At 49.8% G+C, this 24736-nt stretch carries 21 protein-coding genes and 4 pseudogenes; 15 read left to right on the top strand and 10 right to left on the bottom strand.

The genetic code is table 11. The features are described 5' to 3' along the window. Positions 1 to 66: 66 nt before the first annotated feature. On the bottom strand, positions 67 to 645 hold the full coding sequence (locus L1D47_RS03270; RefSeq protein WP_239882547.1) for a hypothetical protein: 579 nt from the start codon (positions 643 to 645) through the stop codon (positions 67 to 69). A gap of 753 nt (positions 646 to 1398) precedes the next feature. Beyond that, entirely contained in the window at positions 1399 to 2175 is a 777-nt protein-coding gene (locus L1D47_RS03275; protein WP_239882548.1) for a hypothetical protein, read from the bottom strand. Between the two features lie 680 nt (positions 2176 to 2855). Here L1D47_RS03275 and prlC point away from each other — a divergent pair. After that, positions 2856 to 4895 carry an oligopeptidase A gene (prlC, locus tag L1D47_RS03280; protein WP_239882549.1) on the top strand — a complete coding sequence of 680 codons (2040 nt, stop codon included), beginning with the start codon at positions 2856 to 2858 and terminating at the stop codon, positions 4893 to 4895. A gap of 105 nt (positions 4896 to 5000) precedes the next feature. Here prlC and L1D47_RS03285 read toward each other — a convergent pair whose 3' ends face one another. Then, positions 5001 to 5504: a lactoylglutathione lyase family protein gene (locus L1D47_RS03285; protein ID WP_239882550.1), complete on the bottom strand. Its 504-nt coding sequence runs from the start codon at positions 5502 to 5504 to the stop codon at positions 5001 to 5003. Positions 5505 to 5596: 92 nt separating this feature from the next. Here L1D47_RS03285 and L1D47_RS03290 point away from each other — a divergent pair, with 92 nt between their 5' ends. Further along, positions 5597 to 6469 (top strand): LysR family transcriptional regulator, encoded by an 873-nt coding sequence (locus tag L1D47_RS03290; RefSeq protein WP_239882567.1) that lies wholly within the window; start codon positions 5597 to 5599, stop codon positions 6467 to 6469. Between the two features lie 44 nt (positions 6470 to 6513). Here L1D47_RS03290 and L1D47_RS03295 read toward each other — a convergent pair whose 3' ends face one another. Continuing rightward, positions 6514 to 8127: an AbgT family transporter gene (locus L1D47_RS03295; RefSeq protein ID WP_239882551.1), complete on the bottom strand. Its 1614-nt coding sequence runs from the start codon at positions 8125 to 8127 to the stop codon at positions 6514 to 6516. 807 nt (positions 8128 to 8934) lie between these two features. Between L1D47_RS03295 and L1D47_RS03300 the strand changes: the two genes are divergently transcribed. From L1D47_RS03300 to L1D47_RS03315, 4 genes are read left to right on the top strand one after another with little or no spacing between them, the layout of a single operon-like run. Next, positions 8935 to 9504 (top strand): LemA family protein, encoded by a 570-nt coding sequence (locus tag L1D47_RS03300; RefSeq protein ID WP_239882552.1) that lies wholly within the window; start codon positions 8935 to 8937, stop codon positions 9502 to 9504. Between the two features lie 16 nt (positions 9505 to 9520). Further along, positions 9521 to 10531 (top strand): DUF3137 domain-containing protein, encoded by a 1011-nt coding sequence (locus L1D47_RS03305; RefSeq protein ID WP_041508794.1) that lies wholly within the window; start codon positions 9521 to 9523, stop codon positions 10529 to 10531. Then, positions 10531 to 11259 carry a lytic transglycosylase domain-containing protein gene (locus L1D47_RS03310; protein WP_239882553.1) on the top strand — a complete coding sequence of 243 codons (729 nt, stop codon included), beginning with the start codon at positions 10531 to 10533 and terminating at the stop codon, positions 11257 to 11259. Before L1D47_RS03305 ends, L1D47_RS03310 begins: the two co-directional genes overlap by 1 nt. A 5-nt stretch (positions 11260 to 11264) precedes the next feature. Further along, positions 11265 to 11627 carry a DUF4440 domain-containing protein gene (locus L1D47_RS03315; protein WP_239882554.1) on the top strand — a complete coding sequence of 121 codons (363 nt, stop codon included), beginning with the start codon at positions 11265 to 11267 and terminating at the stop codon, positions 11625 to 11627. Positions 11628 to 11646: 19 nt separating this feature from the next. Here L1D47_RS03315 and rlmJ read toward each other — a convergent pair whose 3' ends face one another. After that, on the bottom strand, positions 11647 to 12486 hold the full coding sequence (rlmJ, locus tag L1D47_RS03320) for a 23S rRNA (adenine(2030)-N(6))-methyltransferase RlmJ (protein WP_239882555.1): 840 nt from the start codon (positions 12484 to 12486) through the stop codon (positions 11647 to 11649). A 192-nt stretch (positions 12487 to 12678) separates the two neighbouring features. Here rlmJ and L1D47_RS03325 point away from each other — a divergent pair, with 192 nt between their 5' ends. After that, the gene (locus L1D47_RS03325) at positions 12679 to 13428 is read left to right on the top strand and encodes a class I SAM-dependent methyltransferase (RefSeq protein WP_239853783.1); all 750 of its coding nucleotides are present in this window, start codon (positions 12679 to 12681) and stop codon (positions 13426 to 13428) included. Positions 13429 to 14434: 1006 nt separating this feature from the next. Here L1D47_RS03325 and L1D47_RS03330 read toward each other — a convergent pair. From L1D47_RS03330 to L1D47_RS03340, 3 genes are all read right to left on the bottom strand, one after another. Next, positions 14435 to 15205 (bottom strand): IS5 family transposase, encoded by a 771-nt coding sequence (locus L1D47_RS03330; RefSeq protein ID WP_239882568.1) that lies wholly within the window; start codon positions 15203 to 15205, stop codon positions 14435 to 14437. Positions 15206 to 15803: 598 nt separating this feature from the next. After that, complete coding sequence (locus L1D47_RS03335) at positions 15804 to 16298, bottom strand: hypothetical protein (protein WP_239882556.1); 495 nt, start codon at positions 16296 to 16298, stop codon at positions 15804 to 15806. 69 nt (positions 16299 to 16367) lie between these two features. Further along, positions 16368 to 16523 carry a hypothetical protein gene (locus tag L1D47_RS03340; RefSeq protein ID WP_239882557.1) on the bottom strand — a complete coding sequence of 52 codons (156 nt, stop codon included), beginning with the start codon at positions 16521 to 16523 and terminating at the stop codon, positions 16368 to 16370. Positions 16524 to 16701: 178 nt separating this feature from the next. Between L1D47_RS03340 and L1D47_RS03345 the strand changes: the two genes are divergently transcribed. The 8 genes and pseudogenes from L1D47_RS03345 to L1D47_RS03375 all read left to right on the top strand — a co-directional run bounded on the left by L1D47_RS03345 (position 16702) and on the right by L1D47_RS03375 (position 23790). Further along, the gene (locus L1D47_RS03345) at positions 16702 to 17973 is read left to right on the top strand and encodes an HlyD family efflux transporter periplasmic adaptor subunit (RefSeq protein WP_239882558.1); all 1272 of its coding nucleotides are present in this window, start codon (positions 16702 to 16704) and stop codon (positions 17971 to 17973) included. Beyond that, positions 17966 to 18673: an ABC transporter ATP-binding protein gene (locus L1D47_RS03350; protein ID WP_239882559.1), complete on the top strand. Its 708-nt coding sequence runs from the start codon at positions 17966 to 17968 to the stop codon at positions 18671 to 18673. Before L1D47_RS03345 ends, L1D47_RS03350 begins: the two co-directional genes overlap by 8 nt. Positions 18674 to 18785: 112 nt before the next feature. Beyond that, complete coding sequence (locus tag L1D47_RS03355) at positions 18786 to 21038, top strand: FtsX-like permease family protein (RefSeq protein WP_239882560.1); 2253 nt, start codon at positions 18786 to 18788, stop codon at positions 21036 to 21038. An 80-nt stretch (positions 21039 to 21118) separates the two neighbouring features. Continuing rightward, positions 21119 to 21220: pseudogene (locus L1D47_RS03360) on the top strand (class I SAM-dependent methyltransferase); the annotation flags it as partial. Between the two features lie 125 nt (positions 21221 to 21345). Then, positions 21346 to 22068, top strand: a pseudogene (locus L1D47_RS21140) (IS4 family transposase); the annotation flags it as partial. Between the two features lies 1 nt (position 22069). Beyond that, positions 22070 to 22687, top strand: a pseudogene (locus L1D47_RS21145) (IS4 family transposase); the annotation flags it as partial. Next, positions 22686 to 22946, top strand: a pseudogene (locus tag L1D47_RS03370) (IS4 family transposase); the annotation flags it as partial. The pseudogenes L1D47_RS21145 and L1D47_RS03370, both read left to right, overlap by 2 nt. Before the next feature lie 109 nt (positions 22947 to 23055). Beyond that, complete coding sequence (locus L1D47_RS03375; protein ID WP_239882561.1) at positions 23056 to 23790, top strand: DUF2971 domain-containing protein; 735 nt, start codon at positions 23056 to 23058, stop codon at positions 23788 to 23790. Positions 23791 to 23912: 122 nt separating this feature from the next. On the opposite strand, the gene L1D47_RS03380 is transcribed toward L1D47_RS03375, so the two are convergent. Together L1D47_RS03380 and L1D47_RS03385 are read right to left on the bottom strand one after the other, a co-directional pair. Beyond that, entirely contained in the window at positions 23913 to 24119 is a 207-nt protein-coding gene (locus tag L1D47_RS03380; protein WP_239882562.1) for an integrase core domain-containing protein, read from the bottom strand. Continuing rightward, the coding region (locus L1D47_RS03385; RefSeq protein WP_239882563.1) for an IS3 family transposase at positions 24103 to 24736 on the bottom strand (634 nt) is incomplete at its 5' end. The genes L1D47_RS03385 and L1D47_RS03380, both read right to left, overlap by 17 nt.

A 24736-nucleotide genomic window follows, 5' to 3' on the forward strand; every position in this document is an offset into this window, starting at 1 on the left:
AGAGGTGAGTGCGCCCTTTAGCATTAGACCCGCGTCAGGGCGTATGACTTTCAAATGTGTTTTGCGTTAGCGCCGATATTGGCATCTGTGGTGATCGCTCTGAGCCGGCCCTTCGGCGCCACACTTCATGCAGACCCATTCGCTTTGGCGGGCGCGTAGCTCCTTATCCTGGTAGCCGTACTGGTGTTTCTGTTGCCGCTTGAGGCTGTTTTCAAGATGCGACATGCGTTTGTCCAGCCAGCGGCAGCTGGGATCGTCCGCCACGTGTTGGCGACTAGCCAGTTGCTGCTTGCGGCTCAAAGGCTTGGTGCGTTTGCTTTTCGGCTTGTTGGTGGAGCGTTTCTCGCGGCGCTGCTTGGTATGTGTCGGGCTGGCACTATAGTTAAGGGCACTGCTGGGGTTTTTGGGGATGGCGAGCGGCTTGCCTTCGCTGTCCAGGGCGCCGTCGGCGGGTAGGGTGATCACCTCGGGTTTTAGCTGCTTATCTTTGGCGTGTGCGGCGCCGAGCGGCAAGAGTGACAGGGTGATGACGCTAAGCATGACGAAGCTAAGCATGACGAAGCTATGGATGAGGAAGCTTTGGATAAAGCGATTGATGGTAAAGCTGGGCGCGAAAAAGTATAGGGGGTGATAGCGGGCAGACATTCCGTGTCCTCCAAGTCAGGGCAGGCATTCCTTGCCTGTATTATACCAATCGTAATAAATAATTGATCATTCTAGCTTGTTAAAACGCTCGATAACTGTATTAGTATTTTTAATTGTAGAATAACTACTTATCTAAAAATCCTGCTTTGTTCTCAAGCGTTTTTCCTGCGCTATTTCTGATCACATATTTACTGTGATTGGTATTAGGGAAGGTGCGAACAAGTCGTCGCACAGCTCTGGCTTTGATAGCAGCGACAGTTCAAGGCATTCAACTGAGGGCATGCCGAGGCCTGCTGAAGTTGAATAACGCCGAAATGGTGTTGCTATCAAAGCCCCGCAGGGCGAGGCTTACAGCGGTATTTGCTGCGTTACAGTTCTTGCGAAGGACTAGGGCCATTCGCTGCAAACTGTGCCTTGCATCTATCCACTTTAAGCACACGCAGAGCAAGCCAGCTCTGGCTTTGATAGCAGCGACAGTTCAAGGCATTCAACTGAGGGCATGCCGAGGCCTGCTGAAGTTGAATAACGCCGAAATGGTGTTGCTATCAAAGCCCCGCAGGGCGAGGCTTACAGCGGTATTTGCTGCGTTACAGTTCTTGCGAAGGACTAGGGCCATTCGCTGCAAACTGTGCCTTGCATCTATCCACTTTAAGCACACGCAGAGCAAGCACGGGACTTATTCGCACCTTCCTTAGATAAAGCTAGCTCATGGTGAGCCAGCTTTCAATGAGGAGGTTAATGCTTGCCTAGAGGCTAAAAGCTATAGGTGAGGTGCAAGCCGGCGTAGGTGTTGTTCAGGCTGGCCTTAGTGCCTGGGTTTTCTTGCTTAATATCTTCCTGTGCCAGGGTGCGGCTGAGGTGGCCAGAGAGCACCAGGCGATTGGCCAGTTGATATTGGGCCTCTACACCAAACTGAAAATGGTTAGGGCCATCGTGTTCTTCGGTCACATATTGGAAATCGAATGTCTGGGTGACATAGGGAGTCAGGGTGAGCCTGTCTGACACAGGCCATTCGCTGTGCAGGCTGGCCTCGACAAAGTAGCCGCCCGCCTCGGTGGAGTAGGTATAGCTCAGCGAGGGGGTTAGCCATTCGATGGCCGTGTATTCCATAGTGGCGAACAGCTCGTTGTCGCCACAGCGCTCGTCGCCGTAGGCCTCTATGCGTTGGTAGCCTATGGCGGCGCTCAGATTGTCGCTAAGCTCGAAGCCATACTCCAGCCCCATGTTCCACTCGATATAGTATTGGCTATCGCCACGCCCAACCGTGGTAAACAGGGTGAGATCATCAAACTGCACGGCCGCCGTTGCCCAGTAGATGCCACCCTTGTCTAAGTTGTTGCGCCCCTCCGAGATATATTTCGAATCCCAGCCCAGGTCGAGAATGACGTTGGTGTCCGGGCCTTCGCCGTGGCTGATGATGTTATTGATATGAGAATCATCGACTGTGCCTGGAATAGGCTCGTTGGCGGCGTTGGCTGTACCAGCCAGCATGAGGCCGATAATACAAGAGTGAGTGATCAATCTGTTCATGGGTGTGACACTGAATGCTATTGGAATCGAAGCTGATAATAGTGGGTTAGTTTTTAAACGTAAATGATAATTGGTCGCATTTGCGATCAGCTTGGCAATATCTGTATTGTAAATTTCAAGTAAAAACTCCCTTGTTCTAGATCAAGGTTTTTCGTCCAGACAGTTGTTAGGTGTCTACTGCCAGGGCCTGCTGATCTTTTCCGTTTGTTTTTGCAGCAGTTTGAAGGTGATTTATACAAGGCAGAGCCTGTGCCGTGTAGTATCCTACACAAACTGGCGATAACACCGTAGAAATGGCCTACAAACGCTGCCCAACGGGTTCATCTAAACGCGCGCTGCACTTTATGAAAGGCTTCCTGCCTTTCACCGCAGGCGGTCAGCTACGCTGTTAGAAATCGTTCCAGACGATTTCTTTGTTGTTCGCCATTCACATAGAGTAACTATGCTTCATGGCTCTCGCCTCGCGCAAAACGCGTTTAGATTGAACAAAAATTAAACTTGAAAGAACAACAGGCCCTAGGAGTTGCTCACAGGTTTGGGCGCAAGTTTATGCCGCTAGCTTTATGCACTCAAGCATTTGTTTTTAAGTGTAAATTGCGGCTGTTCGCCATAAGGTGCTTGAATAGTCTCCCTGACGCCCATATGTAAACCCAATACCCTAAGATTGATGAGGACACCCGATGAGTAACCCTTTGCTGAGCGGCAGTGAATTACCGCCATTTTCGCAAATTAAACCCGAGCATATTCAGCCAGCCGTCGAGCAGGGGATTGCTAACTGTCGCCAGAAGATCGATGAGGTGCTCGCCAGTGGCGGCCCCTATACCTGGGATAATCTGATCGCACCGCTCGAGCAGGTGGATGACGAGTTGAGTCAGATCTGGTCGCCCGTGTCGCACATGAACTCAGTGCTTAGCACAGAAGAGTGGCGCGCCGCCCACGATGCCTGTCTGCCACTGCTATCTGAATATGGCACCTATGTGGGCCAGCATCAGGGGCTGTATCAGGCCTACAAGGCGCTGAAGGAGTCAGATGAATTTGCCAAGCTGAGCCAGGCGCAACAGACGAGTATTGAGCATAGCCTGCGCGATTTCGAGCTGTCGGGCATAGGATTGAACGATGAAGATAAACAAACTTATGGAAAATTGGTTAAACGTTTATCTGAGTTAACCAGTAGCTTCTCTAATCAGCTGCTGGATGCCACTCAGGCCTGGACTAAGCTGATAACCGACGCCGAGGAGCTGGCCGGTTTGCCCGAGTCTGCCATTGCCGCGGCTAAGGCGATGGCCGAGGCCAAAGAGCAGCAAGGCTGGTTGTTCACCCTAGAATTCCCTTCTTATCTGCCCGTGATGACCTACAGCGACAATCGTCAGCTGCGCGAGGAGTGCTACCGCGCCTTCGTCACCCGCGCCTCGGATCAGGGCCCTAACGCCGGTGAATTTGATAACGGTCCCTTGATGGATGAGATCTTAGATCTGCGCCATCAGCTGGCCAATCTGTTGGGATTCGATAGCTTCGCCCATAAGTCATTGGCGACCAAGATGGCCGAGACGCCGCAGCAGGTGCTGGATTTCCTCAACGAGCTGGCTGCCCGCTCTAAGCAGCAGGGTCAAAACGAGCTGGCCGAGTTGACCGCATTTGCCGAGAAAGAGTTTGGCGTGACCGAGCTGGCGCCTTGGGATCTCAGCTACTACGCCGAGAAGCTCAAGCACCACAGATATGAGATCTCTCAGGAGCTGCTGCGCCCTTACTTCCCTGAAGATCGTGTGCTGTCGGGCCTCTTCTATACAGTGTCTCGCCTGTTTGACCTGACCATAGAGGAGCAGGAGCATTTCGACAGTTGGCATAAAGATGTGCGCTTCTTCCATATCAAAGATGCCGAGGGTGAGCACAGAGGCAGCTTCTACCTGGATCTCTATGCCCGCGAGGGTAAGCGCGGCGGTGCCTGGATGGACGATTGCCGGGTGCGCCGACAAACCGCCAAGGGCTTGCAGAAGCCGGTGGCTTACCTGACCTGTAACTTTAACGCCCCTGTCAGCGGCAAGCCTGCGCTGTTTACCCATGATGAGGTGACGACGCTGTTCCACGAGTTTGGCCACGGCATACATCATATGCTGACCAAGATAGATGTGGCGGGCGTCTCTGGCATCAACGGTGTGCCTTGGGATGCGGTAGAGCTGCCGAGTCAATTCATGGAAAACTGGTGCTTCGAGGAAGAGGCGCTGGCGGAGATCTCGGGTCATTTCGAGACCCACGAACCCCTGCCGAAGGCGATGTTAGACAAGATGCTGGCGGCGAAGAACTTCCAGTCGGGCATGATGATGCTGCGTCAGCTGGAATTTTCCCTGTTCGACTTCCGCCTGCATCTGGAATATGACCCGGCCGAGGGTGCCCACATTCAGGCCAAGTTGGATGAGGTGAGAGAGCTGGTTGCCGTGGTCAAGGCCGCCGACTTTAATCGCTTCCAACACAGCTTTGCCCATATCTTTGCCGGTGGTTACGCCGCGGGTTACTACAGCTACAAGTGGGCCGAGGTGTTGTCGGCCGATGCCTTCTCTCGCTTCGAGGAAGAGGGGATCTTTAACGCCGATACAGGGCGCAGCTTCCTAGAAAACATCCTCGAGATGGGCGGCAGCCTGGAGCCGATGGAGCTATTTAAGCGTTTCAGAGGCCGTGAGCCGCAAATCGATGCCCTGTTGAGACACTCGGGTATTCAAGGCTAATGCTTTTCTGATTAGTCTACATAGACACAAAAAGGCCACTCCGCTAAAGGGTGGCCTTTTTTATGGGCTAGTTTTTATGGGCTAGCGCCTGTTGGTGCATCTTAGCTAGTAGGCGCCCGCGCTGTAAGTCAGCTCATAGCTGTGGCTGTAGATCTCTAGGATGTTGCCGAAGGGATCTTCCATGTAGATCATGCGGTAAGGCTTCTCGCCTGGGTAGTAGTAGCGAGGGGCCTTCATGCGTTTCTTACCACCAGCGGCGACAATCTTCTCCACCAGGCCTTCGAGATCCGGGTCTTGTACGCTGAAGTGGAATACGCCCGTTTTCCAATATTCGAAGTTATCTTCCGGGTTTTGCTGATTAGCAAACTGAAACAGCTTGACGCCTATCTTGTCGCCGGTGGCCAGATGCGCGATACGGAATGATCCCCTGTTGGCACCAAAGACGTCGGTACACATCTCGCCGATTGGGCTGTCATCTTCCACAATTTCGGTGGGTTTCATGATGAGATACCAGCCTAACACCTCGGTGTAAAATTTGACGGCTGCCTCGAGATCCGGCACCGAAATACCTATGTGAGAAAAGGTTCTTGGGTAAGTTGTGTTGTTCATACTGTGCTCCTGTTGGTGAGTTGGGTATAGATTACAAATCGCACAAAATTATGTAAAATTATCAAAATTTATAATTTTGAGTACGATTTGTGATGATTAATCCCGTCTGGTTGCGCAGCTTCTGCACCCTGGTGGAGCTGGGCCATTTCACCCGCACCGCCGAGCGCCTGCATATGACTCAATCCGGCGTCAGCCAGCATGTGCGTAAGCTCGAAGAGCAGTTCGATACTCAGCTGCTGCTCAGAGAGGGCAAGAAGTTTTCCCTGACCGATGCAGGTAATCAGGTGTATCGCGAGGGGCAAGCACTGCTGCAGTCGCTGGCGAGGCTAGAGCAGGGGATCAAACAAGACCCGCCCTTTGCCGGACTGGTACGACTGCTGTCCCCCGGCAGTGTGGGCCTTAAGCTCTATGGCGAGTTACTGGATTTACAAAGCAAGCACCCTGAGCTGTCACTGGATTACCGCTTTACCTCCAATGCCGGGGTCGAGGGCGCAATCGCCGCGATGGAGGCCGATATCGGTCTGATGACCCGCCAGCCGGAGCTTACCGAGGTACAGGCCGAGCCGATCGCCAAGGAGCCGCTGCTTCTGGTCACGCCCGCGAGCCAGGAGGCGGTGTCCTGGGAGGCGCTACAGCAGCTGGGCTTTATCGATCATCCCGACGGTGCTCATCACGCCAAGCTGCTGTTGGGCGCCAATTATCCAGAGTTTGAACATTGGGATCAGCTGCCCAATCGGGGCTTCTCTAATCAGATAGGTTTGATTCTCGAGCCCGTGAGTCGTGGCCTGGGCTTCACCGTCTTGCCTGCCTATGCGGTGGAGGCATTTGCCCGTCAGGAGCTGATAATGGCGCATCGGCTGCCCAATGCCGTCAGCGAGCCTATTTATCTCTGCCGTCGACGACGGTCGGTATTGGCGAAGCGGGTAGAGTCGGTGCGAGAAGTGATTAAGGCCAGCCTGGCCTAGAGAAATGAGTGAGGCCGATGTGGTCACCGGCCTCGCAACTTTTCTTACGGCGTGTAGTAGGTGGCGGCGCCTGGACCGACCGGTAGCCCGAGGGCAAACACCCAGATAAAGAAGAAGCAGGTCCACCCGATAAAGAAGACGATTGAGTAAGGCAACATGGTGGCGACCAGCGTGCCTATGCCCAGGTGTTTCTTATACTGGGAGGCCACCGCCAGGATCAGGCCAAAATAGCTCATCATTGGGGTGATCAAATTGGTGACCGAGTCGCCGATTCGGTAGGCCGCCTGAATCGTCTCTGGCGCATAGCCGACCAACATCAGCATGGGCACAAAAATGGGGGCCGTTACCGCCCACTGCGCCGAGGCACTGCCCAGCATCAGGTTGATGAAACCACACATCATGATAAACAGCAGGAACACCAGCGGCCCGGTGAGCCCGATGGCATTGAGGGCGTCGGCCCCGGTGACCGCCAGCACGGCGCCCAGGTTAGTCCACTTGAAGAAGGCGACAAACTGCGAGGCAAAGAACACCAGCACGATATACATGCCCATGGTGCTCATGCTGTGGGACATGGCGTCGATCACGTCTTTATCCCGCTTCATGGTGCCCACCACCTTGCCATAGACCAGGCCGGGAATGGCGAAACAGATGAAGATGAAGGCGACTATCCCCTTGAGGAAGGGCGAACCGGCAACCAGGCCCGTCTCAGGGTGACGCAGCGGCGCATTTTCCGGCACCACAGAGAGCGCCAGGATGCCGCCTAATACTAGGATGGAGAGACCGGCCATCTTGAGGCCCTTGATCTCCAGCGGTGTGACGCTATCCATCTTCTGACTGTGCAGATCTATGCTGGCCTCGCTGGGGTCGTACTTGCCCAGCTTGGGCTCGACGATCTTCTCTGTGACCAGGGCGCCCAGTAGGGTAATGACGAAGGTGGAGGCGAACATGAAGTACCAGTTCACCTCTGGGCCGACCAGGTATTCGGGGTCGATCATCTGCGCCGCCGCCTCGGTGATGCCCGACAATAGCGGGTCGACCGTGCCCAGCAGCAGGTTGGCGCTATAGCCGCCTGAGACACCGGCGAAGGCCGCCGCCAGACCCGCCAGGGGGTGACGCCCCAGAGAGTGGAAGATCAGCGCGGCCATGGGGATCAACACCACATAGCCCAGCTCGGCCGCCGTGTTGGAGACGATACCGGCGAAGACTACTGTGAGGGTGACTAGACGCTTGGAGGCGCCCATGACCAGGGTGCGCATGGCCGCCGACAGCAGCCCGGAGCGGTCGGCGATGCCTACCCCAAGTAGGGCCACCAATACAGTGCCCAGGGGGGTAAAGCCGGTGAAGTTGGTCACCAGGTTGGAGACTATCATCCTCAGGCCTTCGGCGTTCATCAGGCTGACCACGTGGATCAGGCCATCTTCGCCACGTCCCGCGGCGCCGACCGGACGAGGGTCGTTTACCGTCAGCTCGAAATAACCCGCGATGCCACTGATCACTATCACGGCGGCGCAAAACAGGGCGAAGAGGGTGATGGGATGGGGTAAGAGGTTCCCCAAATGTTCGACCAGGTTGAGAAAGCGGACGAAGAGGCCGTTCTTGTTCGCCGAGGGGGCTGGGGGCTGGTTGGCCACCAGACCCTCTTCTTTATTGGAGCTCATGGTGTTTCCTTCATCTTGGACATCTGGGTGCCCTTATATATCTGCTCGCCAAACGGCGTAGTGTTAGCCACCCATGATGAAGGAGTTGCTTTAACTGAAGCTTAATTTGGGGCAAAACGCCCGTTTGCGTTGGGGTACAGAGGGTGAACAATAGGCAAAAAAAAAGCCCGGCTTAGGGGGTAAGCGGGCCGATATTAAGATGATGATTGAACCAAAGCCCAACTAGGGAAGATGGGTTGCCTCTTGGTTGACTAAGATATTAGCCCAAGTTAGCTGTATGAAGACTGAACAGATAACGCGTTGAGACAGGAGGGGAAACGAGCGTCGTTTCCCGTTCTGCTCGCCATGATGAGACTGGTTAATCTCTGCGCAACCAGCTCGGTAGGGTTAAGGGGGCTAAGGTGGTTGTTTATTAAATATCCGCCCGATTGCGCTATTTTTGCCCTAAGGTGTCACTTCATGCAGATGATGCCTGTCTTTATGGCTAGGCTTTGATGAGGTGATTGTGTTGGTTTGGTTTTGGTTTGTCTTTATTGCTTTGTTTTATATTGGTATTTATCTTTGTTTTTCTGGTGTCTTGTTGTTTCGTTTAACTAGCGGTAAAACATCATGGACTTAGGTGAAAAAGATATTCTTGCGGCAAATAATGGCGTCATTATTTTCATTTAGGCTGAAAACAGATGAATATAGCAGCAATGAGCCGGTGAAAACGCCATAGATAAATTGCTGGAAATCATCGCGAAAATCGGTGAAGCTGGTGCGTTAACTAACGAGATATAAGAATAACTATAGGGAAGGAACTCAAAGATGGAAGGTTTGTTATTAGGCCTTGGCCTAGTCGTTATTATCACCTACCTCTGGTATGTCAGCCTGATCAAGAAGCGTAACGTGGTGCGTGAAGCCTTGTCGGGTATCGATGTGCAGCTGAAGAAGCGCGCCAATCTGGTGCCTAATATTCTTAAGATTGCACAGAAATTTATGGATCACGAGAAGTCGCTGCTTACCGAGATCACCGCACTGCGTGCTCAGGTGACTGCGGGCTATGATCTGAACGATGCCGATGCCATCAAGGAGCATCTGGGATTGGCCGGGCAGCTCAACAGCAAGATGGGCCAGCTGATGGTAAGCGTCGAGAACTACCCCGAACTTAAGTCAGACAAGACCATGGTGCAGGCGATGACCACCTACAGCGAGGTCGAGGAGCATATCTCGGCGGCCAGACGTTTCTATAACGCCGCCGTATCTGAACTCAATACCGCGGTGGAGATCTTCCCCGGTTCCATTATCGCCTCCATGGCCAAGGTTAAGGTGATGCCTTTCTACGAAGCCGATGAAGCGTCGAAGACGCCGATCGATGCATCCGACTACCTGAAGTAACCCGAATCATAGCTCGATGAACCCAGTAAGCTTTATCCTCGGGGCGCCGATTAAGGCGGAGCGTCAACCGCAGCGTCTGTTTGCAGACCCCGATGAGCTGGGTCAGTTTAAGGCTTACTATGAAGAACATATCGAGCCTCTGACCCGTAAATTTGAAAACCATAGGATCGCCAGCCTCAAGGCACTGCGCGGGCGCCTCTATACCAGTCTGGCAATCCTCCTCGGCGTGGCCGTGCTGATCCTGCTCTTTAGCCTGTCCGGTTATCTCGAGGTCCCCTGGGTCTTCTTTATCGTCTTATGCCTCCCCTTTGGCTGGTGGAGTTATCGCCCCCTGAAGCGTTATAAAAGCGATGTGAAGCGTGAGGTGTTCCCCAAAATCTTCCGCTACTTCGGCCATGACTTTATCTTCAGTACCAGCCACAGCATGAGCCTAACTCAGCTCAAACGCTCTAAGCTGCTGCCTGGCTATGACAATGCTAAGTTTGATGACTATGTGCAGGGCACCTATAAAGGGGTCGAGATTGCCATCAACGAGCTGTGTTTAACCAAGCAGGTCAAGCGTGAGAAGAGTACCGAGACGGAAACCGTGTTTCGCGGCGTCATGGTGCAGCTCAGCAGCCATAAGGCATTTAAGGGGCATACCGTGGTGGTGAAGAATCGCGGCGGCCTGGTGAATTTTCTCTCCAGCAGCTTTAAGCGCCTGAGCCGGGTTAAGCTCGAAGATCCCAGGTTTGAGAAGCAGTTTGACGTGTTTTCAAGCGATCAGATCGAGGCGCGATACCTGCTTACGGTCGGTTTCATGGAGCGTCTCCAGTCACTGGCCAACCTGTTTTCCGGTAAGATCCAGTGCGCCTTCTATGAAGACAAGTTATTGATCATGTTGCAGAGTGGCGATAACCGCTTCGAGATGGGCTCCATCTTTAATGGCGCTACCTTCGAGTACGAGTTTAGCCAAATTAACCGCGAGATGAAGCAGCTGTTTGCTATGATTGAAGTACTCAAACTCGACCAAGACATTGGATTTTAATGCCTGCTGCCGCGCCCCGTACTCTACATTTTCCCCTAAAGCTGGTCTGTCTTGGGCTTGGCCTGCTGCTATGCCAGCCGTTTGCAGTGGCGCAATCGGAAAAGCCGCGCTACAAGGCGAGCTATTCTAAGCATGGCATCTTAAATAACAGTGATGCTCCGCGCACCAGCGAGACGGGCGATAGCAAGATCAAGGTATATCAATATACTCAGGCTAACGGCGTGGTGGCCTTTGCCGACCATGCCCCGGGCGACAGGGATTTCAGGGTGCTGTCGTATGAGTGCTATGCCTGTAAACCCGATTCGACACTCGACTGGCAGAAGATGCCGCTGTTTAGCGCGGAATACAATGAGCTGATCGCACGGGCGGCTAAGACCCATGATTTGGATCCCGCACTTATCCGCGCCGTGATCCATGCCGAATCTGCCTTTAATGTGTTTGCCCTGTCGCGTAGCGGTGCCATGGGGCTGATGCAGCTGATGCCAGATACCGCCAAGGCGATGGGAGTGAAGAACCCCTACCGCCCCGAGCAGAATATCGACGGCGGCGCCCGCTACTTAGCCAAGATGCTGGCAAGGTTCGACGGCAATATCGATCTGGCCTGCGCCGCCTATAATGCCGGCCCCACCACAGTGACTCAGTACAAGGGGATCCCGCCCTATCCGGAGACCCAGGCCTATGTGAAACGGGTCAAGATACTGATGAAGCGTTATCAGAAGTTGGGGTGATTAAGATGCAGCAGACCATTATCGAACTGGAACTCGCGCTGCTAAGCCCAGAGGTGCGCTGCGATGCCAATGTGCTCGACGAGTTGATCCATGCCGACTTTTTGGAGGTGGGCGCCACGGGAATCAGTTTCGGCAAGCCTGAGGTGTTGGCGCGCCTGCCCAAGGAGAAACCGCCGGTATTTAGGGTGAGCGATATGCAGCATCGCTTGCTGAGCGAGGATCTGGTCCAGCTCAACTACCGCGCCTGTTTTAAGCCGGTAAACGAGGTGGATAAGCGTTATTCGCTGCGCACCTCGCTGTGGAAGTGTAGTGATGGGCGTTGGCAGATGATCTACCACCAGGGCACGCCCTGCGCGCCCTTCTTCTAAGTATCCTTTATTGAGGGGGCTATTCGCCCACTTCCCAGGTGACCTCTACCCGGCCGCCGCCCTGATTCAGTAGCGGATCCAGATAGTCCAGGGTCGTCTTGGCTATCTCATCGAGCTGCCAGGGGGGATTGATCACCCAAAGGCCTGCCGCCGTCATGCCAAACTCCTCGCTGTCGGGTCTAATCGCCTGTTCGATACGAAGCTGGCGCTTGATGCCGCTCTGCTTTAGCAGGTCAAACATGGCCTCGGTCTGCTCGCGCTTCACCACGGGATACCAGATCATATAGACGCCGGTGGCAAACTTCTTGTGCGCCTTGATAACTGCCTTGGCGACTTCCTGGTAGTCGCTCTTTATCTCGTAGCTGGGGTCGACAAGGATAACGCCGCGGCGCTCAAGTGGCGGCACGGCGGCAAGTAGCCCCTTCAGGCCGTCGCCCTTGATCACCTTGATCTGCTTGTCACTGCCCAGTTGCTCATCCAACAGCTGATGGTCGGCGCCGTGCAGCTCATGCAGCACCATGCGATCATTATCTCTTAGGTTCATGTCGACAAAAGCGGGGGAGCCCGGATACAGCTCTAGCTCGTCCGAGCCATTGAAGTGTTTGATATCGCTTATGTATTGGCTAAGTGCCTCGGGCAGGTCCTGCTTGTCCCACAGCTTGGCGACGCCCTCTAAGTATTCACCCGTCTTCTGGGCAAACTCATCGGATAGCGCATAACCACCGGCGCCCGCGTGGGTATCGATATACACCATGGGCTTATTCTTCTTATGCATCAACTTGAGGGTTTGCAGCAAGATACTGTGCTTGAGCACATCGGCATAGTTTCCGGCGTGGTAGCCGTGACGATAACTTAACATGAAGATTCCAGATGGTGAGGGCGCTAGCCTGATAGGGCGATTATAGGGGGGATGCCTGTCCAGGTACAGCGGCAGGCAGTAAGCCTCGCTAACAAAGGCCATATTCAGCGCTGTGCACTTTTGGCATAATGAGGGCGTTATTTCTTAACTTATTGAGCCAAAGTGACTGCACCATCGACCAAGCCCGCATCTGTGGGGATCTTTTTTAATCGCCAATACCCGACCCTGGAAGCCGTGTGTGATCGCTGGGGGCTAGTGTTCGACAAGGACGCCCAGTTCGAGCTGGTGTTCGAAGATAACTGTCTCATCTTAAACAAGCGCGACGAGCCAAAGCTCAAGGGCATATTGGTGGATTTCGTTACCGGCGCAGTGGCTCACAGGCGTAAGTTTGGCGGCGGTCGAGGCCAGGCAATAGCCAAGGCGGTGGGCCTCAAGCAGGGCGTGACCCCGAGTGTCGTCGATGGCACCGCAGGCCTTGGGCGAGACGCCTTCGTGCTCGCCAGCCTGGGCTGCAAGGTAACCATGGTTGAACGTAATCCCGTGGTGGCCGCCTTGCTGGAAGATGGTCTGCGCCGCGCCTATGAAGATGCAGATATCGGCCCCTGGATGCGTGAGCGCATGCATCTGGTGCATGGTTCCAGCCTGACGGCGTTGGCCGAACTGGGTGAGCAGGTGGATGTGGTCTATCTGGACCCTATGTATCCCCACAGGGAAAAGTCTGCCCTGGTGAAGAAAGAGATGCGGGTGTTCCAATCGCTGGTGGGCGCCGACCTCGACGCCGATGGCCTGCTGGCCCCCGCCATGGCCCTCGCCAGCAAGCGCGTGGTGGTCAAGCGCCCCGACTACGCCGACGACCTCGACGGCGTCAAACCCAGCACCCGCATCGAAACCAAGAAGAACCGCTTCGATGTCTACGTTAAGGCCGCGATGAAAGACAACTAGTGTCTAGAAAATCGGTGGCGATTCAGAATGTGTCGCTGAAAGCATACATTGACATAATATAACCATACTCTGACAAATTTAAGGAAGGTGCGAACAAGTCGTCGCACAGCTCTGGCTTTGATAGCAGCGACAGTTCAAGGCATTCAACTGAGGGCATGCCGAGGCCTGCTGAAGTTGAATAATGCCGAAATGGTGTTGCTATCAAAGCCCCGCAGGGCGAGGCTTACAGCGGTGTTTGTTGCGTTACAGTTCTTGCGAAGGACTAGGGCCATTCGCTGCAAACTGTGCCTTGCATCTATCCACTTTAAGCACACGCAGAGCAAGCACGNCGCACAGCTCTGGCTTTGATAGCAGCGACAGTTCAAGGCATTCAACTGAGGGCATGCCGAGGCCTGCTGAAGTTGAATAATGCCGAAATGGTGTTGCTATCAAAGCCCCGCAGGGCGAGGCTTACAGCGGTGTTTGTTGCGTTACAGTTCTTGCGAAGGACTAGGGCCATTCGCTGCAAACTGTGCCTTGCATCTATCCACTTTAAGCACACGCAGAGCAAGCACGGGACTTATTCGCACCTTCCCTAAGTGTACCAATGTTGCTCGAGCTTTTTACGCACAGCTCTGGCTTTGATAGCAGCGACAGTTCAAGGCATTCAACTGAGGGCATGCCGAGGCCTGCTGAAGTTGAATAACGCCGAAATGGTGTTGCTATCAAAGCCCCGCAGGGCGAGGCTTACAGCGGTATTTGCTGCGTTACAGTTCTTGCGAAGGACTAGGGCCATTCGCTGCAAACTGTGCCTAGCATCTATCCACTTTAAGCACACGCAGAGCAAGCAGGGGACTTATTCGCACCTTCCCTAGCGACAGCCATTCACAGATAAGGCTTAAGGAAACTGCGAACAAGTCCTGCAATTTAGGTATCGCCTGATTTTTGAACGCTAAGTGTTCAATTTTGGCCAACATACTGCCGTTTTACGCCGAATTTCGACCTAATTCCAGGCTGTTCCCGGATTTCAGACAGATCTTGGCTGTCGTCGTAACATCTGGTCTACTTTAAACAGGTTCGCCAAGGTGAATAGCATGGCTAACTGTGAGTCATTTTTCGTCAGCCCTTTATAGCGTGCTTTGATAAAGCCGTCTACTTTAAACAGGTTCGCCAAGGTGAATAGCATGGCTAACTGTGAGTCATTTTTCGTCAGCCCTTTATAGCGTGCTTTGATAAAGCCGAACTGACATTTGATGATCCGAAACGGGTGTTCTACCTTCGCCCGAATGCTGGCTTTTAAATACTCGATGTTGATGGCGGTTTTATTCTTGCGGGGATGCTTCTTCAGCGCCCGAACTTTGCCGGGACGCTCTGCTATCAGCCATTCCACATTAGTATCTTCTAGCTCTTCGCGTTTTTCTGCGCCTTGATAACCAGCATCACCAGAGATGAATTCCTCGTCGCCATGYAACAGATTTTTCAACTGGTTCAAGTCATGTTCATTGGCGGCGGTTGTCACCAGCGTATGGGTGAGGCCACTCTTTGCATCCACGCCAATGTGAGCTTCCATCGCCTCATCACTCAGACTGTACCATTGCTGCATACAGTGAATGCGGAACATCGTTTCCAGTGGATAGGGACGACGACCATTGCCCGCTTTTGGATAAAAGGGCTCAATCACTTCCAGCAGTTGAGTCCATGGTAATAGGTTGTCCATCCGAGATAAGAAAATCTCTTTACGGGTCTGGCGGCGCTTGCTGGAAAACTCACTATCGGCAAAAGTTAACTGTTGGCTCATGGGCGGTAATGGCTGCATCGTTTCCAGTGGATAGGGACGACGACCATTGCCCGCTTTTGGATAAAAGGGCTCAATCACTTCCAGCAGTTGAGTCCATGGTAATAGGTTGTCCATCCGAGATAAGAAAATCTCTTTACGGGTCTGGCGGCGCTTGCTGGAAAACTCACTATCGGCAAAAGTTAACTGTTGGCTCATGGGCGGTAATGGCTGTGATTTACTATGTAGCTATGATCTCACATCAGGGACTTATTCGCATCTTCCTTAATAAAAATGATTGAGGAAAGAAAGCCATAGAAACTTGGATAATGATCTACGAGTGTGGCTATTCTATCTCTTCGATTTAGATTCGATTCAGACTAAAAATATAGCGTGATAATAATTGTCCGCTTCCCCTCTCTATGCAACTAATCGGGCCACGCAGGCGGAACTGTATCGGTATTTTATCTATAGGAGTGGTTTTAGGTAAAACATGAGGTTTGAACACCTGATTAGGGCTAGCTATTTAGCTGTTATTTCGTTACTGGATTTTATATCCAGCTTGTTTGGTGGTTGAGAGGCAAGTTGAAAATCAGTTTTTAACCTGTCTCCCAGGTAGATATTATTGATAAGTGCTATAGCTTCTTGAACTCTCGAGTGTTGAAATTATCGATTTTAACTTGTAATCCTTTTCAATTAAGTTTGGTTCCATTGTTTTAAATTGCTCTAACATTGGGGCGGGTAGGTTATCGTAATAGATAAGATATTCCCTATCGAGTTGTAAAGTTGGTACCGCGTTGCTCAATGTCGCATTGTCGGTTTTAAATTGACTACTGTCTTTGACCCAGTTTTTGAGGGTTTCCTGCCAAAGATCGCTTTGGTCTAGTGCGCCTAGATATTCTTCAACTTGTTGTTTGGTAAGGAATTGTTGTTCTTTTGTGTTGTATATGTATAGCGCCGGAAAAACTGGTGTAGCAGTTTGAGATGATACCGCGGCATAAAAGCTATCTTTTTCTGCCTTCCCAAGTGCTATAAGCGCGGATTCGCTTGCGTTAGCATTCATGCTTAACATGGTGATAATCGCGAAAGTAAAATATAAGATATAATTTTTATTCATTTTATATTGCTCGTTTAGCATAGAACGAATACCTATATAAGAGCATTCGCTCCAATTTATTTTAATTTATTACTTTTCTTCGCAGGCTAAAACACCACCAGTTGAACTACAACAAATTTCGCCACCACCTCCACCTGAGCCAATAGATACGCAGTGTGCAGAGACACCGATTGATGTTAATAGAAGTGTTAGTGCAAATACTGGAGAGAATAAATTTTTTAACATAGACAATAATCCTTTTGATAAATTGATAATCGCAGTACATCCATATCTCTGCGGGACAAAAATTATCAGCAAGAAATCCTGCTGTCAAATTGTTTGTGGTGTGTATTAAAAAAGTTAGTGATAATGTGGTGAAGCTTCGATATATTAAGACGATAACTGCAATAAATGGAATTATGTAATGTTTGAAATCCCTGATGACAGGAGTCACTCACAAACGTTTAAAGTTGTAATCATTGTGCTGGCTATCGTTGCGATATTGACACTATTAGTCACCTTGTTTGCAGAGCAGGCGTTTTCAAAATCCGCATCAACCCCTTCCTTCGCGACTGGTATGGTCAGTCGTTCAGCTTTGAGTGTCACCGTTTCTGGGTACGGTAAGTTAGTGCCGAAAACTCAGAGAGGTATCAATACCATTAGTAGTGGTCATATCGTAGAAGTTTTACAAAAACCAGGCAGTGTTGTTAGTAAGGGAGAGGTCATATTATTGCTCAATAACCCTAAGTTGCAGCGAGCGATGGAAACCAGTGAACTGGCGTTACTTGAAGAGCAGTCTAATTTGCAGTTGGTTAAGGCTGAGTCTCGTCAAGCCTTAGAAGATCAATTGGGCATGATTCGCTTAGCGAAAGTGCGTTTAGCGTTGGCGCAAGCAGAGCTAACAGCACATGAAAAACTGAAAGAGAATCAGGTTATTTCAGCTTTAGACCTTCATAAAGCTAAAGTGGCATGGGAAAAAGAAGATGCTGTATTGCAAATGGAATCAAGCCGCTTAATCACATTGAAGCAAACGCGAAAATCGATCGATGAATCTGCAGTATACCGCCTAGAGAAGGCAAAAAAGCAACGAGAGTTGTTAGCGTCTGAGGTGGAACAGTTATCTATTACTGCGAGTATGGATGGTATGTTGACAGAGCTAGCCGATGACCTAGAGATTGGAAGATACCTTGATGAGGGGCTGGTGGTAGGCATGATTGCTGATTTGTCTAGCTATTATGCTCGCATCAATATTACCGCCAGTGATGCCGAGTTCGTAACCCCTGGTCTGCCTGCCAAGGTGTCAATAAAGGGAGTTGATATGCCTGGTTTGGTGTCTCGGGTTGAACCGACTGTCACCAATGGCAGCGTTGAAATTGATATTAGTTTTACTGGGAGTTTACCCGCATCTGTTCGACCGAATATTGATGTAAATGCAGTCATAGAGGTTGCATCTCATCAAGATGCCTTAGTCGTTGACCGGCCTGTCGGAGTCATCAGGGGGCATAGAGACTATTCATTATTTGTGCTTAGCGAAGCGCGCCAACAATTCGAAATTCGTCATGTGAGCATTGGTGATATTAACGGAGATAAAGCCCAAGTGGTAAAAGGGCTGGCGCAAGATGAACAAATTTTATTACAAGTTCCTCCCCATCTTGCTACGAGGCAGCAATTTTCCACAGGAGAGATAGATGAGTAAAGCTGTCATTAAGTTAACCGACCTTAATAAATCGTTCTGTCATCGAGCTGGGAATAATCATGTACTCAAGCAGGTCAATCTAGAGGTTGATGTGGGTGAGATGGTCGCGATTCTAGGACAGTCTGGTAGTGGTAAGTCGACTTTGCTTTCAATTCTCGGTTTGTTAGATGTTGCTGATTCTGGGTGCTATCATCTTTGTAATCAGGATGTTAGGTCGCTTTCAGCATATCAGCTCAGCCAGTTGCGTAATCAACATGTTGGTTGGGTTTTTCAAAATTTTAATTTGATTGCCGATATGACGGTGTCAGAGAATTTAATGGTGCCATTACGATTTAATGACGCTATTAAGGCATCGGAATATGCCAATAGAGTCGCTGATGTTTTAAGTAAAGTGGGATTAAGCGATCGGGGTTCATTTTATCCTGACGAACTGTCTGGTGGTCAGCAACAAAGAGTCGCAATTGCTCGAGCGCTGATATGCCAACCAGACATACTGCTATGTGATGAACCGACAGGAAACTTGGACTCTAGCAACTCGCGTAAAATAATGGATCTATTATGTGATTTGCATAAAGAGGGGCGGACGGTACTGATTATTACTCATGATAGTACTGTCGCAGCTTGTTGCCAGAAAGCCTACAGCATGGTTGATGGGAAGCTCCAATTAATGAGTGATCAGGAGTTTAAATATGCTGTTTGACCTTTTGTACGGCTGGCGTAAGTGGCGTGGACAAAGGGGAATTTGGTTAGTATTGATCGTTAGCCTTTGCTTGCTCTGTAGCTTAATAGGTTTGGTGTCGAGTTTACTGTGGATGCTAAACAGCGATCGCCCCCAGTGGGTAATGCAAAATGCTCCTGTTATAACAGTGGCCAATCAAGATTTTAACGGTAACCTTCAACCTACATCGATTTACGATATTGAGCTGTTAGAGAACTTGCCAACGGTTACAGCTGTGGCAAGTGTCGCAGTACAAACAACAATGCTGACGGTAGGGCTGCAGGATATTCCTAACCTGAAAGTTGGTTTCTACTCAGACAGCTTGATTGATGTATTGGGGCTACCGAAACCTTTTTCGCATGACGTGTGGGAAGGGAATAAGGTTGTTATGTCTGCAGATTTTTGGCGGGAACATGCAACCACTCAGCCGGTATCTGAATTAGCTCTGTATTTTAAAGATCGCCCCTTAGCTATTGCGGGGTTTGCACCGACTTCTATGGCGAAACTTGGCGATGTAAAAATTGATGTATGGATGCCAGACAGGTATCTACTTCAAGATGTTCCTACAATGTTTGCCAAGAATCCCGATTTATATATCAAAACGAAAGGTAACCGATATGGGTTTGCTCTGCTAAGTAGAACAACGGTTACCAGTGAGCTGCAGCAGGCCTATTCGTTATTGAGAAGCCAAACACCAAGGCCAGAAGGTGGATTTGTTGACAGTCATTACACGCCTTGGTTGATTGATGGTGTCGAGTTGAAACCAAATGAACGAGCCTTGATACAAAAACAGGCTTGGGTATTGCTTGTTTTACTTATCTGTTTTGGTTTTATTGTATGCAGTGGCATTGTTTCTGTGTATACCCAGCAAAGTATTGTTCGTCAGTCAGAAATTCAGCTAAAGATAGCGCTGGGGGGTGATCGGTGGGATCTATTTGGGCAGTTATTCAGAGAAAACTTGCTCTCACTTTTAATGTTAATTGTCGTTAGTCCACTTTTAGGCTTCATCTTCCTGGAGTATGTGGCGAAAATACCTGTTTATCGTGCTTACTTTGACTCAGGTTTGTTATTTAATAGCTGGCTGTGGCTAGGAGCGGTATTGGGGGCGGCATGTTTATATTTGGCCTGTGCACAGATACCTATGTTTAACGCAATAAAAACGCAGTTTAGCCGAGGACGGGTCGGTCAAATGACGAAAGCGCAAGTGCTAATGAGCCAGCTTGTGCTAGTGATGCAACTCACCGTAATCATGTCAGTTGCCACACTCTGTTTAGTGCTTTTATTATCTGAATGGAGCAAATATCAAAAAGTCAGTTTTTCTGAGTCATTATATAGCCTTAAACCTAAGGTGACTGGGCGACTGTCAATGAGCTTGTCGTCGGAACAGGTTAATGGCGACTGGCTGGTTGCAAGTAATGAAGTGGCATTATCTTCTGAGGGGTTTACTCATTTAGGCGCCCAAAGTTTAAGTTATCGAGCGCAAAGCGCAGCAGTGATATCAAAACCGATCAATAGTCTTTATGTGTCGACGAACTTTTTTGATCTGTTAGAGATACCGTTTCTAATTCCTGCAACGTTGACTACAGATTCCGTGATAATTAACCAAACGATGGCTTTGCAATTAGCCGAGGAACTTGGGCTAAGTCATTGGCAAGGGGTCAAAGGCGTTGAGCTACAGATTTCAGGCTTTTATTACGAAAAGCAGTTAAAAGTGGCTGGTGTCATAGAAGATCAACTTCATTTTGGGATTAATCAGGCGCCTAGACCCGTTATCTATTTGCATTTAAGCACGCAAAACCCTTTGATTGCTCATCGTCTTGCGCCAGTGATATACAGTAAGGGTGAGAATATTCGCTTAGTCGAGTCACATTTGAATGATTGGGCGAAATTGCAATCCAGCGCCTTGTCTTATCAATATGCTGGGCAATTAAATCAAGAGATCATCAATACCGACTCAGCAGGACGATTATTGTTTGTTACCTCCTGTGTGATGGCGCTATTAATTTGCTTGTTGGTGATGTTTACATTGTATTATCGCTTTTATTTTGCCGCTAAAGTGCAGCAAATAAAATGGGCGGTTTTACTTGCATTAGGTGGTCGTAAGGCTAATTTAGTCGTGCAAACCATTAGGTTGAATATAGTGTTGGCGGGTATAGCTGGAGTATGTGCAGTATTGTTACTTTTTAGCCTAGATGGCTATAGCATGAAGTTACTCGGCATTTCGTTAATGCAGCCTTTCTTGTTGGGGATAAGTCTGATCACTTGTACGCTAATGATTGTCGGTATTACTTGTTGGGTATCAAGCAGAACCCTTAGACGTAGTATTAGTCACATGTTAAGAAGTTAAACCTATTCACATTGATTTCATGTAGGGCTCATTTGGTCGATAGATGTGATCGCGTGTGGCAGATATCTGCTTCCGACTAAGCTAAGCCCTTTGGTTTCAAATAAGGCCTTAGCCCGAGGGGCGTCGACGGCACTATAGGACTAGGGCGAGACACCTTGGTGCTCGCTAGCTTGGTTTGCAAGTCACCATGATTGAGCGCTGAGGAATCCCCTGATAACTTTGATATAAATCATGAGATTAGAGTGAACTTGCACCTTGGAATGTGATCTGATTAAGCGCAAACAAAAACCAATCACGGACTTCCAAGGTGCAAGCGTTAACTATCTTACATCAATCTCTCTATCAACATTGCCCAGAAATTCACCAAAAGCGTCTAAATACCCTCATGGTTGCCTGCCGGGCTCTCATTGATTCAGACCGTCTTACATTGACCGCTTTAGGTCGTCATATTGATGGAACTCATGCGCAAACCATCGACAGGTTGCTCGGCAACCATCATCTTCATCACGAGAGACTAGCGGTCTACCAATGGCATGCTAAGTGGTTACTGACACAGCACACCATGCCCATTGTTTTGGTGGATTGGTCTGATATGCGTGAAGGGCGCGAACTCATTGCCCTGAGGGCCTCTATCGCCATTAAGGGGCGTTCAATCACCCTTTATGAGCGAACATTTCCCTTAGCGCTGCAAGGAACTCAAACTGCTCATAATCAGTTTCTCAAGGAGCTTCATCGGGTGTTACCTGCAAACGTCACCCCGCTGATAGTCACCGATGCAGGGTTTCGTAATCCCTGGTTTAGAAAGGTGGAGCAAYTTGGTTGGTACTGGCTCGGTCGGGCTAGAGGATTGAGTGTTTATCGCCTTCATCCCTTTGGCCGTCAATKTTCACTTAAAGCGCTCTATGCCAGAGCAAGTAGCCGCGCCAAGTATGTTGGTCGGGTAGCCTTATCGGTCAAGAAGCCTTTGCTCTGTGAGATGGTATTGTTTAAGGCACGAGGTAAAGGACGTAAAGGTCAGCGCAGTACGACGCCGTCAATGTTCACTTAAAGCGCTCTATGCCAGAGCAAGTAGCCGCGCCAAGTATGTTGGTCGGGTAGCCTTATCGGTCAAGAAGCCTTTGCTCTGTGAGATGGTATTGTTTAAGGCACGAGGTAAAGGACGTAAAGGTCAGCGCAGTACGACGACCGACTGTCATCATACCGCCCAATGGACCTATGAGCTGACGGCAAAAGAGCCTTGGGCACTGGTGACCAACCTCACGATGGAAGCCATGCCACCYAAGAAACTGGTYAATCTTTACCAAAAGCGAATGCAGATAGAAGAGACTTTTAGGGACTTAAAAAGTCCGGCTTACGGATTTGGTTTACGCCACAGCCGAACACGTGATGCGGCAAGAATGGATATCCTGCTATTGATAGCCTTGCTGGTGCAATTGGYATTTTGGTGGGTGGGACTCTTTGGTGAAGCGAAGCAATTGCAACGACATTTCCAGGCCAATACGGTGAAGAAACGTAATGTGTTATCGATAGTGCGGATGGGAAAAGAGCTGATGCGACGACGAGACAGATACCCAATGTCAGCCGATGACCTACTCCATGCTGCCAGGAAGCTGGCTGARTTATCACTCATTTACGGCTGCTGGGGGTATGGATATCCTGCTATTGATAGCCTTGCTGGTGCAATTGGTATTTTGGTGGGTGGGACTCTTTGGTGAAGCGAAGCAATTGCAACGACATTTCCAGGCCAATACGGTGAAGAAACGTAATGTGTTATCGATAGTGCGGATGGGAAAAGAGCTGATGCGACGACGAGACAGATACCCAATGTCAGCCGATGACCTACTCCATGCTGCCAGGAAGCTGGCTGAATTATCACTCATTTACGGCTGCTGGGGGTATGAATTATGAGGGGATCCTACAGTGCTGGGCGTACACAAAGCCAGCCAGAGGGACGCAGTAAACTGCGCCCCTGCTGGCGGCGTTATGTGATTAGGATATAGTCGAGAATCTGCAGTAAATGAAAAATCCAGAAATAAAATCACTGTTTAAATATAAGCCGTTAAATCAATACACTTTGGATATTATCGCAAATAATAGAATTTATTATCCGAAGCCAGAGTCATTTAATGATCCATTTGATACACAATGCTCTTTTAAGAACTCGTCGGCAATAGTCCAATCTAAAGATCTGAATAAAATCAAAAAGGCTTTTCCTAACGAAGTTTCAAATGAGATTCTTGCATACACAAGAAAAGATTTAACCGCTGAAATTGATTCCTTTAAAGACGAGATTAAAGATTTTGGTATTCTATCTTTGGCTGAAGATGAAAAAGACATTCTAATGTGGTCTCACTATGCCGATGATCATAAGGGAGTTTGTATTGAGTTAGAGCGAACCGATTCAAATGAATTAGGCGATCCAAAAGCAACCAGAAAGGTAGCATATACGAAAAGTTATCCTTCAATGAACGTTAAATCGTTACTTTCAAAAGATGGTCATGATAACTCTCTGATGCGTGTTTTATATACTAAATCTGAGCATTGGAGTTATGAAAGAGAGTGGAGAAATTTTCAGTCTGATGGCGGTAAAGTATATCCGATCCCTGGAAAAATATTATCGATAACTTTTGGGGCTCGTGCATCTGAGATGGATATAGATATTGTAAAAAAACTTGTTGGTAATTCAATTCCTTTGTTTCACGCACAGCTTAAAGAAAATGAATTCGGCATCAAGCTTAAAAAAATCACATAACAAGCGCATAAACTCGGATTCGTACTGCTGTGGCGTTTTTTTGCTGATCCGCTCCGCGGGCAAAAACCACCCCAGCAGCACTCACTGGTTATGCGGGCGTTATGTGAGAACGATTGTAGTGGTCAACTAAAATTGGCCACGGTTTTGTATTCAAGCCAATATCTTCGCTCTGACTCATTGGGTGTCAGCCCACCGTTATATTGATGTGGTCTCAGCTGACTGTAATACCCCGTCACATATCGCGAAATTTCACTCTTAGCCTCACCGATATCCCGATAGCCGGTCATCGGTATCCATTCTGTTTTTAAGCTTCTAAAGAAGCGCTCCATCGGGCTGTTGTCCCAGCAGTTTCCTCGTCGACTNACCGTTATATTGATGTGGTCTCAGCTGACTGTAATACCCCGTCACATATCGCGAAATTTCACTCTTAGCCTCACCGATATCCCGATAGCCGGTCATCGGTATCCATTCTGTTTTTAAGCTTCTAAAGAAGCGCTCCATCGGGCTGTTGTCCCAGCAGTTTCCTCGTCGACTCATGCTCTGCTTAATATGATAGCGCCAGAGCTGTTGGCGGAAGCGGCGGCTGGTATAGTGGCTTCCTTGGTCACTATGAAACATTAGGYCTTTCGGCCTTCCTCGCGCCTCAAAGGCCATGGTTAGTGCCTTGCTTGTTAGCGCACTATCGGGCGAAAATGACATCGCCCACCCCACMGGTTTWCGTGCAAACAAGTCCAGAACAACGGCAAGGTAAGCCCATCGTTTTCCTGTCCACACATAGGTCACATCGCCACACCACACTTGATTGGGAGCCGTCACAGCAAACTGGCGGTCAAGGAGATTAGGGATGGCGACATGCTCCTTGTCTGCCTTTTTGTAGCGATGTTGCGGCACCTGGCAGCTCACTAGCCCCAGCTTCTTCATCAGCCTTGTGGCACGATAGCGCGTC

It is taken from the genome of Shewanella sp. Isolate7 (assembly GCF_022398425.1).
Taxonomy (GTDB): domain Bacteria; phylum Pseudomonadota; class Gammaproteobacteria; order Enterobacterales; family Shewanellaceae; genus Shewanella.

Coding starts and splice junctions, on each gene's coding strand:
- L1D47_RS03355 (WP_239882560.1), top strand. CDS start 18,786: ATGCTAAACAGCGATCGCCCCCAGTGGGTAATGCAAAATGCTCCTGTT.
- prlC (WP_239882549.1), top strand. CDS start 2,856: ATGAGTAACCCTTTGCTGAGCGGCAGTGAATTACCGCCATTTTCGCAA.
- L1D47_RS03270 (WP_239882547.1), bottom strand. CDS start 645: ATGTCTGCCCGCTATCACCCCCTATACTTTTTCGCGCCCAGCTTTACC.
- L1D47_RS03290 (WP_239882567.1), top strand. CDS start 5,597: ATGATTAATCCCGTCTGGTTGCGCAGCTTCTGCACCCTGGTGGAGCTG.
- L1D47_RS03300 (WP_239882552.1), top strand. CDS start 8,935: ATGGAAGGTTTGTTATTAGGCCTTGGCCTAGTCGTTATTATCACCTAC.
- rlmJ (WP_239882555.1), bottom strand. CDS start 12,486: ATGTTAAGTTATCGTCACGGCTACCACGCCGGAAACTATGCCGATGTG.
- L1D47_RS03335 (WP_239882556.1), bottom strand. CDS start 16,298: ATGAATAAAAATTATATCTTATATTTTACTTTCGCGATTATCACCATG.
- L1D47_RS03315 (WP_239882554.1), top strand. CDS start 11,265: ATGCAGCAGACCATTATCGAACTGGAACTCGCGCTGCTAAGCCCAGAG.
- L1D47_RS03275 (WP_239882548.1), bottom strand. CDS start 2,175: ATGAACAGATTGATCACTCACTCTTGTATTATCGGCCTCATGCTGGCT.
- L1D47_RS03295 (WP_239882551.1), bottom strand. CDS start 8,127: ATGAGCTCCAATAAAGAAGAGGGTCTGGTGGCCAACCAGCCCCCAGCC.
- L1D47_RS03380 (WP_239882562.1), bottom strand. CDS start 24,119: ATGGAGCGCTTCTTTAGAAGCTTAAAAACAGAATGGATACCGATGACC.
- L1D47_RS03305 (WP_041508794.1), top strand. CDS start 9,521: ATGAACCCAGTAAGCTTTATCCTCGGGGCGCCGATTAAGGCGGAGCGT.
- L1D47_RS03310 (WP_239882553.1), top strand. CDS start 10,531: ATGCCTGCTGCCGCGCCCCGTACTCTACATTTTCCCCTAAAGCTGGTC.
- L1D47_RS03285 (WP_239882550.1), bottom strand. CDS start 5,504: ATGAACAACACAACTTACCCAAGAACCTTTTCTCACATAGGTATTTCG.
- L1D47_RS03340 (WP_239882557.1), bottom strand. CDS start 16,523: ATGTTAAAAAATTTATTCTCTCCAGTATTTGCACTAACACTTCTATTA.
- L1D47_RS03345 (WP_239882558.1), top strand. CDS start 16,702: ATGTTTGAAATCCCTGATGACAGGAGTCACTCACAAACGTTTAAAGTT.
- L1D47_RS03350 (WP_239882559.1), top strand. CDS start 17,966: ATGAGTAAAGCTGTCATTAAGTTAACCGACCTTAATAAATCGTTCTGT.
- L1D47_RS03375 (WP_239882561.1), top strand. CDS start 23,056: ATGAAAAATCCAGAAATAAAATCACTGTTTAAATATAAGCCGTTAAAT.